Source organism: Cytobacillus praedii (assembly GCF_001439605.1).
Lineage (GTDB): Bacteria > Bacillota > Bacilli > Bacillales > Cytobacillaceae > Cytobacillus > Cytobacillus praedii.
Map to the genome: position 1 here is coordinate 12320 of NZ_LMBX01000016.1, position 11624 is coordinate 23943.

Annotated in this window: 15 protein-coding genes and 2 riboswitches; of the genes, 11 read left to right on the forward strand and 4 right to left on the reverse strand. The window is 37.1% G+C overall.

Annotated features, from left to right (window positions below):
• Positions 1 to 311: 311 nt before the first annotated feature.
• A complete protein-coding gene (locus ASU02_RS16475; RefSeq protein WP_057765576.1) occupies positions 312 to 1373 on the forward strand; it encodes a class I SAM-dependent methyltransferase in 1062 nt (353 codons plus the stop codon).
• A gap of 61 nt (positions 1374 to 1434) precedes the next feature.
• Here the strand turns inward: ASU02_RS16475 and ASU02_RS16480 are convergent, their stop codons facing one another.
• Complete coding sequence (locus ASU02_RS16480; protein WP_053477001.1) at positions 1435 to 1677, reverse strand: DUF2626 domain-containing protein; 243 nt, start codon at positions 1675 to 1677, stop codon at positions 1435 to 1437.
• Positions 1678 to 1760: 83 nt separating this feature from the next.
• The gene (locus ASU02_RS16485) at positions 1761 to 2462 is read right to left on the reverse strand and encodes a helix-turn-helix transcriptional regulator (protein WP_057765578.1); all 702 of its coding nucleotides are present in this window, start codon (positions 2460 to 2462) and stop codon (positions 1761 to 1763) included.
• Positions 2463 to 2774: 312 nt separating this feature from the next.
• Between ASU02_RS16485 and comGA the strand changes: the two genes are divergently transcribed.
• From comGA to ASU02_RS16530, 9 genes are all read left to right on the forward strand, one after another.
• Positions 2775 to 3845 carry a competence type IV pilus ATPase ComGA gene (gene comGA, locus ASU02_RS16490; protein ID WP_057765580.1) on the forward strand — a complete coding sequence of 357 codons (1071 nt, stop codon included), beginning with the start codon at positions 2775 to 2777 and terminating at the stop codon, positions 3843 to 3845.
• Positions 3832 to 4863, forward strand: a complete 1032-nt coding sequence (gene comGB / locus ASU02_RS16495; RefSeq protein WP_057765582.1) for a competence type IV pilus assembly protein ComGB — start codon at positions 3832 to 3834, stop codon at positions 4861 to 4863. The genes comGA and comGB overlap by 14 nt, the downstream gene beginning before the upstream one ends.
• Entirely contained in the window at positions 4863 to 5192 is a 330-nt protein-coding gene (comGC, locus tag ASU02_RS16500; protein ID WP_057765584.1) for a competence type IV pilus major pilin ComGC, read from the forward strand. The genes comGB and comGC overlap by 1 nt, the downstream gene beginning before the upstream one ends.
• Entirely contained in the window at positions 5189 to 5629 is a 441-nt protein-coding gene (gene comGD / locus ASU02_RS16505; RefSeq protein WP_057765586.1) for a competence type IV pilus minor pilin ComGD, read from the forward strand. The genes comGC and comGD overlap by 4 nt, the downstream gene beginning before the upstream one ends.
• Positions 5613 to 5945 (forward strand): hypothetical protein, encoded by a 333-nt coding sequence (locus ASU02_RS16510; protein ID WP_057765588.1) that lies wholly within the window; start codon positions 5613 to 5615, stop codon positions 5943 to 5945. Before comGD ends, ASU02_RS16510 begins: the two co-directional genes overlap by 17 nt.
• On the forward strand, positions 5899 to 6381 hold the full coding sequence (comGF, locus tag ASU02_RS16515) for a competence type IV pilus minor pilin ComGF (RefSeq protein WP_057765590.1): 483 nt from the start codon (positions 5899 to 5901) through the stop codon (positions 6379 to 6381). Before ASU02_RS16510 ends, comGF begins: the two co-directional genes overlap by 47 nt.
• Positions 6368 to 6751 carry a competence type IV pilus minor pilin ComGG gene (gene comGG, locus ASU02_RS16520; RefSeq protein WP_057765592.1) on the forward strand — a complete coding sequence of 128 codons (384 nt, stop codon included), beginning with the start codon at positions 6368 to 6370 and terminating at the stop codon, positions 6749 to 6751. The genes comGF and comGG overlap by 14 nt, the downstream gene beginning before the upstream one ends.
• A gap of 14 nt (positions 6752 to 6765) precedes the next feature.
• A complete protein-coding gene (locus ASU02_RS16525; protein WP_057765594.1) occupies positions 6766 to 7269 on the forward strand; it encodes a shikimate kinase in 504 nt (167 codons plus the stop codon).
• A 68-nt stretch (positions 7270 to 7337) separates the two neighbouring features.
• Positions 7338 to 7517 carry a YqzE family protein gene (locus ASU02_RS16530; protein ID WP_057765596.1) on the forward strand — a complete coding sequence of 60 codons (180 nt, stop codon included), beginning with the start codon at positions 7338 to 7340 and terminating at the stop codon, positions 7515 to 7517.
• 33 nt (positions 7518 to 7550) lie between these two features.
• Here ASU02_RS16530 and ASU02_RS16535 read toward each other — a convergent pair whose 3' ends face one another.
• Both ASU02_RS16535 and ASU02_RS16540 read right to left on the reverse strand, forming a co-directional pair.
• A complete protein-coding gene (locus ASU02_RS16535; protein ID WP_057765598.1) occupies positions 7551 to 8363 on the reverse strand; it encodes a YqhG family protein in 813 nt (270 codons plus the stop codon).
• Positions 8332 to 10029, reverse strand: coding sequence for a DEAD/DEAH box helicase (locus ASU02_RS16540; RefSeq protein ID WP_057765600.1), 1698 nt, complete (start codon positions 10027 to 10029; stop codon positions 8332 to 8334). The genes ASU02_RS16535 and ASU02_RS16540 overlap by 32 nt, the downstream gene beginning before the upstream one ends.
• A gap of 203 nt (positions 10030 to 10232) precedes the next feature.
• Positions 10233 to 10324: riboswitch (glycine riboswitch) on the forward strand.
• A 3-nt stretch (positions 10325 to 10327) separates the two neighbouring features.
• Positions 10328 to 10410: riboswitch (glycine riboswitch) on the forward strand.
• Between the two features lie 93 nt (positions 10411 to 10503).
• On the opposite strand from ASU02_RS16540, the gene gcvT reads away from it, so the two are divergent.
• Positions 10504 to 11610, forward strand: coding sequence for a glycine cleavage system aminomethyltransferase GcvT (gcvT, locus tag ASU02_RS16545; RefSeq protein ID WP_057765602.1), 1107 nt, complete (start codon positions 10504 to 10506; stop codon positions 11608 to 11610).
• The last annotated feature ends 14 nt before the right edge of the window (positions 11611 to 11624 follow it).

Here is an 11624-nt window from a genome sequence, read left to right on the forward strand (position 1 = left end):
TGCTAGGAGCCGGAGCTAGACAAAGAAAAGCGCAGGCGACTGTTTAGCGGCGTATGGACTGGAGGGCTCCGGACTGAGAGAGAGTCAAGTAGCCGCTAGGAGCTAGACAAATAGAAAAGCCCTTCTCAAAAGAGAAGGGCTTTTCTGGGGGATGTTCTATTCATATAATGGGAGGGGATATAGTTAAGCTACTAATAGTAGAATATAATAAAGTTAACACTATGTCAATGGTGAAAAATAATAGAGTAAAAAATAAACTAGATTTGCTTATCAGCGTATTTATATCTTTTCAATGTTTAGGGGAATGATAAATGATAAATTATTTAAAGGAATATATACAAAAGAAGCCATCGAGATTAATTACCTATGCAGATTACATAATGCAAGCCCTTTACCATCCGCAATATGGATATTATATGAATGATAAAAGAAAAATAGGGCGCGAAGGAGATTTTATTACGACTAGTAATATTTCTGATATTTACGGCAGATCTATTGCTAAATGGTATTATAGCAAATCGATTGAAATGAATCTCCCATCTGCCATATGCGAAATCGGTGCGGGGACAGGCAGGTTTGCTAAAGCCTTTATTGATGAGTGGAAGCTTCTTTCAGCTGAACCGATTCAATATTATATTATTGAAGAAAGCCCTTATCATCGTAAACTTCAGCAGGAGGAATTAACTTTTGATGAAAATATTAAGCAGATCGCAAGCTTAAAGGAAATCGCTCCCTTTGAAGGATTAATTTTTTCAAACGAATTATTTGATGCATTTCCGGTACATGTAATAGAAAATTATGCTGACGAATTGCTAGAAGTTATGGTTACCGTAAAGGATGATATGCTTATTGAGAGCTTTGAACCTTTAACAAATGAAGAAATCAAATCCTTTCTAGCACGAAGCGGGTTAAAATTGGATCATCAGCAGCGTATTGAAATCCCATTACAGATGGAATCAATGATTAAAAGCATGGCTGGGACCCTGCATAGAGGGCTAGTACTTACTGTTGATTATGGTTATACAAATGAGGAATGGATGGAGCCAGCAAGAAGAAATGGAAGTTTAAGAGGCTATTACAAGCACAAGCTAATAAATAATATTCTTGAACATCCGGGTGATATGGATATAACAAGTCATGTTCATTTTGATGCATTAACTAAGTTTGGCAATCATCATGAGTTAAAGTTTGTCCATAAATGGAGGCAGGATGAATTTCTGCTAGATGCAGGAATTCTAGAGGACTTGCAGGAGAATTATGATCCAAATCCTTTTTCAGCTGTAAGTAAAAGAAATCGAGCGATCCGCAGTCTTATTATACCTGGAGGAATGAGTTCATCTTTTCATGTTATTTTGCAGCAGAAAGGGGGATAAAGGGATAATAAAAAAGCGATGGAATCCATCGCTTTTTTATTATGTAGCTAAACTTTGGTTTTTAGTGACCTGCACCTGGAACCATCATAAATGTACTCCAATAAGTGAAGCCTACGAAAAACACAGTTAAATATCCTGCAAAAACATATAAATACATACGTTCTGAAAGCTTTAAGTAGCTTAAAAGCAGGAAGAATCCTGTTTGGGCAAAGAAGATTAAAGACGTTGTATACATATCGCCTAAGAAGAACATGACTGCAAATATTCCCGTCCAGAATCCACAAACCTTGTACATACGATCCATATGTATCCCTCCTTTTCCCCTAACAATTCACATCATTACATATTATAAGTTAAATGGTAGACAAAAGTAAATAACCTTTGTTGCTACTTTGTGACGATTGCATGATATGCACAAGAATCACATCCGCCAAGCATATTTTCCTTTTCAACTAGCTCGATGGAATGAAACAGCACTTCAAACATTCCTTTTAGAAATTCGTAGTGCATATTACATACTGATTCAGAATGTTCAAGAGCTACTTCCTTAAATGGACAGTTATAAATTTGAAAATAAATTTTGCTTTGATCTTCATTTACTTCAAACTCCGGATGGAAGCCTGATAAGGTAGAAGCATTTTTTAGGATGGTTAGTTTTTGATCAAATGAAAGCTCTTCAGTACTGTTAGAAGTACGGTTTATTTCCTGAGCTATCAACTCTTTGCCAAATGCTTTTCCTGTCAAATACAATGCTTTTTTCCCTTCTTCTCCTAGGGAAAGCATGGTTTGCATAGCAATGTTCGAAAGCAGCTGATAGTCGCGATAAGGAAAATGTAGCTGAATCACATCATCCGATAGACGATAAAGCCTGCTTGGTCTCCCGCCTTTTCCAGTCTTTTGAGTGTCAGATACTAGCATGTTTACATCTTCAAGCTTTGACAGATGGAGTCTGGCAACGTTTGGATGAATGTCGAAATTATCTGCGATTTCTTGTACGGTCACATCCTTATGTCTTTTTGTAATGTATTGATAAATATAATAGCGTGTTGGATCTGATAATACATTTGTTATTTTTAACGTTTGTTCCACTTCTATTCACCTCAGAACGGATTTGATTCCATTATAATACAGCTAGTTAGGGTTAACACTGTATTCACTATTAGTTTATAAAAAGTTCACAATTAAACCAATAACATAAGTCACAAATTAGTGGTAAATTTCTATAAATTTCAACAAATCTCCCCAAATTTCCGGTGTATTTCATTTATGTGTCTAATCTTTGAATCTTTATTTTATGAAAATTTTATATTTTTACTCGAATGATTTGTCAAAAAAAGCAGGAGATTATATAATTAGGTCGAATCATATTCCTAACAAATGAAAAGGTGGTGTACGATTTAATTGAACACAATTGAAAAACTTGCAGAAAGAATCATTAAAGATGCTGTCAGAAATCATGCTTCAGATATCCACATTGTTCCCCGCAGAAATGATACTCTCATCCAATTACGTCTTGCTAACAAACTGATCCCTAGACTGTATTTACCGAAAGAAGAATGCGACAGACTGATTTCACATTTTAAGTTTACGGCTTCTATGGATATCGGAGAAAAGAGAAGGCCGCAAAGTGGTGCATACTCCTACCAGATTGATGGTCAAATGATTGGCTTTCGTTTTTCAACCCTCCCCTCCAGCCATAATGAAAGTTTAGTTATTCGAATCCTCCCTCAGCAAGAACAAATCCCTTTCTACCAAATTTCTTTATTCCCGAATATGACCCGGAAACTACTTGCCTTATTAAAGCATGCCCACGGATTAATTATATTTACTGGCCCGACTGGATCAGGAAAAACAACCACCCTCTACTCACTTCTAAATGAAACCTCCCATATGTTCAATCGCAATGTGATCACTCTTGAAGACCCAATCGAAAAAGAAAATGATATGGTGCTCCAGGTTCAAGTAAATGAAAAAGCTGGTGTATCTTATGCAACTGGATTAAAAGCCATTCTTCGACATGACCCAGATATCATTATGGTTGGGGAAATCAGGGATGCAGAAACAGCAAAGATCGCAGTAAGAGCAGCGCTTACAGGTCATTTAGTTTTGAGTACGATGCATACGAGGGATGCAAAAGGAGCGATATACAGGTTAAGTGAATTTGGTGTAGATGCAGTAGAGATAGAGCAGACCCTTGTTGCTGTAACCGCGCAGAGACTTGTGGAATTATCCTGTCCGTTTTGTAAGGGTGAATGTTCGCCATACTGTTATTGCTATGGCAGATTGAAAAGAGCAAGTGTTTTCGAACTTTTAACGGGGAGGGCATTGAATGCCTCTATGAAAGCAGCGAGGGGAGAAGAGGCTGAAATTAAATATCGAAACTTAAAGGATATCATAAAAAAGGGAATAGCTCTTGGTTTTATTAAAGATACAGAATATGAGCGGTGGGTGCTTGAACATGATCAATCGTAAGTGGAGTTTGCAGGAGCAATGCCAGTTTTTAAAGCGGATGGGTGAATTGCTTTCACGAGGCTATCCTTTATCAGAAGCAATTGAGTCTCTTTTATTTCAATTGCCTAATAAAAAGAAGCTTGAACTTAGTCAATGTCTGGCGGATTTGAAAGAAGGCTACCCTTTTTATCAGGTTTTGTCTAAACTCCGGTTTAATCAGCATTTGATTGGCTATGTGTATTTCGCTGAGCAGCACGGGGGATTAGCTGCTGCCTTTCAAGATGGAAGTGAAATGATGCTGAAGCGGGATAGAGATTTCGAAAAGTTAAAGAAATTGTTTGTTTATCCTTTATTTTTAATCTGTATTACTGCTGTCTTATTTATTTTTGTTGAAAGAATTATATTACCCAGATTTTCCTCGCTTTTTATCTCAATGAGTCTCAAACCTAATATTTTTACAAAGGTTATTTCTACAATTGGAGAACTCATGCCCTACCTCACGATGGGAATACTCTTTTTATTCCTTCTTCTCCTATGCTACTACTACTTTATGTTCCGTCATTTTTCTCAAATCAAACAAAAGAGGATGCTTGTTTCCCTTCCGATGGTTGGGATATTTTTCAAATTGTTTTATACCCATTATTTTTCCGTGCAAATTAGTTATTTGTTAGCTGGAGGATTATCTGTTCATGAAGCACTTAGCCTATTTGAAAACAATAATAAACAGCCGCTTTACAAAGAGCTTGGTGAAGAATTAAAGAAAGGTTTGCGGAAGGGGGAAAGGCTTGAGGACATATTGATTAGTTATTCTTTTTTTGAAAAAGAGCTTGCACAAATTATTAGACACGGACAAAAGAATGGAAAGTTAGACCAAGAGCTATTCTTTTTTAGCCGACATTGTTTAACCCTGTTAGAGGAAAAAACCGAAAAAATGTTAAAGACGGTCCAGCCATGTTTGTATGTATTTATTGGATTTTTAATTGTATCCATGTATTTAGCCGTATTATTACCAATGTTCCATCTATTGGAGGGATTTTAATGTTGAAAAGAATAAAAGATGAAAAAGGATTTACTTTGCTGGAGATGATGATCGTTCTTCTCGTCATTTCTGTTCTGCTGATCATTACAATACCAAATATTACAAAGCATAATGGAAACATTAATAAAAAAGGGTGCGAAGCTTTTGTTAAGATGGTTCAAGCCCAAGTGCAGGCATATGAAATTGAGCATAAAAAACCGCCTGCAAATGTAAAAGAATTAGTGGATGAAAAATATTTAAACGAAAATGAAACAGCCTGTCCAAATGGAGAAGACATAGTCATTACAGATGGAAAAGTATCATCAAAACAAAAGGATTCCTCTTCATGAATAACTCAGAAAGCGGATTTACATTATTAGAATCCCTTTTCGTATTGAGTGTATTCCTCATTATTGCCTCTGCCTCTGCTATCCTGCTAAAATCTCAATTTTTATCTCTTGAAAAGCAGCAATTTATCAGCCAATTAAAATCAGACTTATTATATGGGCAGCAATATGCCATGTCACATCAGATTTTGGTCACTGTTCATATTCTTCCAGAGGAGAATTACTACTATTTGCGTGAGGGTCATAATAAAGGGTTCTTAATCGAAAGGGCCATTCCAGAAGCTATTACGATAAGGGAAGGCACAATGAAGCTGTTTTTCCAATTCCATCCTGATGGGAATATCAATCGATTTGGTACCTTTATTATTATCGTTGATAAAGTTCGTTACAAAATGACCTTCCTAATCGGAAAGGGGAGATTTTATGTGGCGAAAGAATGATGGATTTTTTTTGGCAGAATTATTATTAACTCTTTCTGCATGGCTAGTCATTGTCAGTGTTCTTTTTCCATTGATTATGCAAGCAGTTAATCATTCTCTCCAAGTCAGACAGGAATTTTTTGCTAATAAAATTTTATATGAAAGTTTGATAGATGCGAAGAAGAAAGCGGTGGATCCAGCAACTGAAACAATTGTTGCTCATCAAACTGTTTATGAGATCTTTCAAAACGGAAATGGGGAAACCGCTAATATGGAGGTATGCATTAAATATGAAGATCTTCTTCAACAGTCCTATGAAAAGTGTGAAACATTTTAATGAAAAAGGCTTTACGATGGTAGAAATGCTTTATGCATTTTCCATTTTCCTCGTAATTGCGTCCTTTTTTCCTCTTAGCTTTAAATACCTTTTCCAAAATGAACAGTTTGAAGCTAGAAATAAAATACTGGAATGGCATGTTTTTGTACAGCAATTGAAAAAGGAAGTTCGGCTATCTGATGCGATGTATATATTTAATGACAGGATTCTTTTATGGAAGGATGGACAAAGTATCCAGTTTGATAAGCATGGGACAAATATTAGGCGAAGAGTAGATGAAAAGGGTCATGAAATTGTCTTTCAGCAGGTGGAAACAGTTCGTTTCGAAGAGATAAAAGACGGCTTCAGAATGACTGTAAATGATTTATTCCAGCAACAGCATAATGCCTCCTTCATTTCATTCCTCGATTTGGAGGAAGACGATGATCCGGAATGAAAACGGTTTTACTTATCCGCTAACTTTTTGTGTAATTCTCCTAGCTTCCATTGTGCTCTCTATTCAGCTTGAATTATATGTGTCTGAGAGAAAAATGACTAATGAAACAGTAACGATGTTGAAACAAGAATATTATTTTTTAAGTGCGGTGAAAGGGGCAGAAGAACAATTTTTAGAGGAAGAAAGTGTGAATGCATCAGGAGTATATTCGTTCATGGACGGAGAAGTAAATTATCAAACGGTGAAAGTAGCTGACAGCCTATATCGAGTGACTTTTAGGTTAAAAATAAAGGATCTTCCAGAAGTTGAAGGAACCGGTTATTATGACATAGATCTTCAAAAAATGATAAAATGGAATGAAAAAAATTAAGTGGGGATTCGAGCATGAAATCAATCTATTTGACTGGATTTATGGGTGCAGGGAAAACGACCATTGGAAAAGCATTAGGCGAATACTTGGAGATGCCTGTTTTTGATACAGATGAAGAAATTGAAAAGATAGAAAAACAAACAATCAGTGAGATATTCGAGCAGCAGGGTGAGGCGTATTTTCGTGCATGTGAGACAAGAATATTGGGAGAACTGTCTAAAGATGATGCAGTCATTACTACAGGTGGAGGCATCATATGCAGGGATGAAAATAGGAAGTTATTAAAAAATCAAGGAATCGTAATTTTCCTTTTTGCGAGTGAAGAGGAAATTTCGAAAAGGCTTGAACGGGACGAAACAAGACCGTTGCTTAGAGGGGATAAATTAGAAAGGATAGGAACGCTTTATCAAGAAAGGCTGCCAATATACAAACAGGCTGCTGATTATATCATTGATACGAATGGAAAAGGAATTAATGAAGTTGTAAAAGAGATAGTCGGCTGTTTAAATTTGCAATAAAGGGGCATACTTGGACATGTAGTCTGGATTTATTTTAATAGAAATCAGCTAAGTGCAGGTGTGTGGCAATGAAATCAAATGATTATGTAAAATACATTACACAGACAGTAGTAAAATATATTGATCAGCCAAAGGATGAACGGAAAAAATCCCGTTTAGAAAAAAAGAATGCAAAAGAGCCTTTTTTATTGAAATGGTTTGGGATTATCCCTTATGCGATTTATGAATTGTTCAATAGAAAAAAATAATCAGAGAAACCGGCCGATTTTGGCCGGTTTCTTTTAACTTCCAATTGAACGCTGGAATGCATCTTCTGTCAAATAAAATAACCCGCCATTAATGATCGAAATATTTATTCTTGGCTCGTATTGCTCCTTTAAAGCTATTTTCTCGATTTCATAGCTTTCTTCTTTTTCTTCCATTTCCTCATAAAAATGTTCAAGTAAATTCAAATCCTTTTGCCAGCGGGTTGTTGCTTCTTCTGCCCATGTATGGTCCTCTTTTTCTATTTCATTTTGTAAAAAGTGCTGGATCCTTATCATCCCGCTTTTGGGCATGATTAAAGGGGATAAGGTAAAAGAGTAGTCAGGAATTTTTGGAGTAAGCTCTAGCTCCAAGAGTTTGCCATGAAATCCATCCACCATTTGTCCATTTATTAATTGCAATCCGATTGACCTGAATACATCTCTTTTGCGATCACATTGGTAGGATATGCGCACATTCATCCCAAGCCATGGGCGTAAAGGGGTTTGCTGACCAAATGTGTTTTGATGTTTTTCATATAATCGAATGTAGCCTGCGAGCTTCTTTGTGGATTCAAAAATTTGATGCAGCCGTGGGGAGCCAAAATGGATTGTTTCTCCTTTTAATGTTTTTGGTGCAGCTTCAGGATTGGTTATCATTGTCAGCTGCATAGGATTCGGAATGCCACCCGTTTTCTCTAAATAATGCCAGTAGAATGGCCGATTCATTAGCTGTTTGTCTAGCTCAATTGTTAATTGTACAGTTAGATAACCGGTCCCAGACTCAATCATCTCACAGTTGTTTGCGTGAAAATACCTTTCAAGAAAGTGCTGAATTTCCTGTTGCTGCATTGACTTCACCCGCTTTCATTTCTTCTGCAAATTGAATCATTGAGGTTAAATTATCCATTTTAATTCTCATCTCACCTTCGGAGGAGGACCTGCCAAAAATGTCAATGAGATGGTCATCGATATTTCCGAAGTCCAGTTTTGTTAGAATATCATCTAGATCGCCAATAACTTTTTCAAAGAGATGTATTTTTTCATATAAAAGCTTTAGGACGTGTTCCTCTACTGTATCCTTAATAGCGAAGTTATAGATATTCACATCCTTCTCCTGTCCAAGCCGGTGGATCCGACCGATTCTTTGTTCTAGGCGCATTGGATTCCATGGCAAGTCAAAATTAATAATATGATTGCAAAATTGAAGGTTAATACCTTCTCCTCCAGCTTCTGTAGCGATGAGAACTTGGGCGTTTTTTTGAAACAGCTCTCTCATCCAATCCTTTTTGCCCCGCTTGAATCCGCCTCTAAATGGGACTGAGGTAATTCCATGCTGTTTTAGAAACCATTGCAAATACATTTGTGTAGCCCGATATTCTGTGAAAATGATCACCTTATCATTAATTTGCTGAATTAATTCGAGTGCCTTTTCTGCTTTCGCATTCCTTTGAACAGCTTCTACTTTCATTATTAATGATTGTATTTGTTCTTGAAATTCTTTTGTAGGCTCCTCTTTTTTCTGAAGCATGTTTCTTAATGTGAAAAAAACAGCCTCTCTGCTGCTGCATGCTTCACGTTGTAGAGTCATAACAGAGAATTGGCTTGAGCTGATCCAGCTCCCATCACCACGAAGGTTTGTAACCGCTTCATAAAGCTCTCTTTCTTCCTTTGAAAATTCAATGGGCAGCGTTTCCACATTTCTTTTTGTCCATTCAATCCCTGTATCCGCTCTTCGATTTCGAATCATCACTTTATTAACAAGCTCTTTCAAATATTCATTATCATCCAGTGATCGTGAGTCCTTTTGATATTTTTGATAGAAATCAGCTTCATTTCCTAAATGGCCAGGCTTTAATAGGGAAACTAAGTTAAAGATTTCACTGATTCGATTTTGAATAGGCGTAGCGGTCAGCAGCAAGCAGAATTTCTTTTTTAGGTTTTGAACAAACTCATAGTTTTTTGTCTTATTGTTTTTCAGTTTGTGAGCTTCATCGATTATAACTAAATCATAGTCCTGATTATAGATAATATCCTTATGGGGGTTGCGCTTTGCGGTATCAATTGAAGATACAACGACATCACATTGCTCCCAAACATAACTTTTGCGCTGTGCGATGGCGGGGATGAAAAACTTTGAATTTAATTCGATTGCCCACTGAGTGACAAGGGATGCTGGAACAAGGATTAGAACCTTTTTCACTAGGCCCCGAATCATATATTCTTTTAAAATCAAACCAGCCTCTATCGTTTTTCCTAATCCAACTTCATCAGCAAGAATCGCTTTTCCATTCATATTTTCTACTACCTGCTTAGCCACTTCCAGCTGATGCGGCAAAGGAACAAGGCTTGATAAGTGTTTAGGTGCCTGTAACCCTTCAAATTCAGGAATAATTGTATGATTTTCCACTTCTAAGGCTAATTTATATAGCTCCCAGCTTCCCCACGGTCCGTCCTCTTCAATTCTATGTAAAAATTCATTTTGCCAAGTAGAATCAAAATTTATTTGCACTGTCATCTAATCCAGCTCCTTAAAAAGAGAAAATAATTCCCCATTGCTCAAAAGTGGTTCTAATGGTAGGATAAAATTAGCTTTGAAAGTTTTGAAATTTGCCACTTTATTTAGTTAATCGAAATAATATTGTTTACTTTATTTTCCGTAATGTTTTCGTTGGTATTTGCGTTTAGTATGAACCAATTTGGAAAATTTTATAAATGCGGATGAAGGCAAGGGGAGAGACTACATTTGTAGCGCCGAAGGAGCAAGCAATATTTATTGTGAATCTCTCAGGCAAAAGAACCCTTGTTGGACGTGGCTCTGGAGAGTGACCTTCTCATTAAAGAAGGTCCACCAAAGGGGAAAACCGAAAACGGTAAACTTTCAGGTGCAAGGACAGAGATCTTCTCACGTTATGAGGGGATTCTCTGTCCTTTTTTATGGATGTAAGGTAAATATTCAAATCTTTCAAAAGGATTAAAGGAGGACGAGTAAATGTCACAGTTAAAACGAACACCACTATTTGATGTCTACAAAGACTATGGTGCGAAGACAATCGACTTTGGAGGCTGGGATCTGCCTGTTCAGTTTTCAAGCATCAAAGAAGAGCATGATGCGGTAAGAACAAAAGCTGGTTTGTTTGATGTATCCCATATGGGTGAAATTGAAGTGAAGGGTTCTGACAGCCTTTCATACCTTCAAAAAATGATGACAAATGACATCTCAAAATTAAAAAACTCTGCAGCCCAGTATACAGCTATGTGTTATGAAAATGGCGGAACTGTCGATGATTTGCTCGTTTACAAATTAGAAGATAATCATTATTTACTCGTTGTGAACGCATCTAATATTGAAAAAGATTATAAATGGCTAGAAGATCATCTTGAAGGCAATGTTGAGCTGAAGAACCTTTCTGATGAAACGGCGCAGGTTGCCATCCAAGGTCCAGTGGCAGAAGAAGTGCTGCAAAAGCTTGCAGGAGACACAAATTTAGCTGAAATTGGTTTCTTTAAATTTCAGGAAAATGTAAATATAAATGGGAAGAAAGCACTTGTTTCCAGAACAGGCTATACAGGTGAGGATGGTTTCGAAATATATTGTGATGCACAAGACGTTGTGGCAATCTGGAAGGATATTTTAGAAGCTGGGAAGGACGAAGGAGTTCTGCCTTGTGGCTTAGGAGCTCGTGATACATTGCGTTTCGAAGCAAATCTTGCTCTTTATGGACAAGAATTATCACCAGAAATTTCTCCCCTGGAAGCGGGAATTGGCTTCGCAGTAAAAGTGCAAAAAGAAGCGGATTTTATTGGGAAAGAGGCGCTTGCTGCTCAAAAAGAGGGTGGCTTAGCAAGAAAATTAGCAGGGATTGAAATGATCGATCGCGGGATTCCTCGTCACGGCTATCCTGTATATAAAGGCGATGAACAAATTGGCGAGGTGACAACAGGCACGCAGTCTCCATCATTAAAGAAAAACATTGGCCTCGCCCTGTTAAAAACAGAACATACAGAAATCGGTTCTGAAGTAGAAGTTGAAATTCGAGGAAAGCGCCTGAAAGCAGTTGTGGCTGCTACGCCTTTCTATAAAAGAGAGAAAAAATAGGAGAGGAGACAATA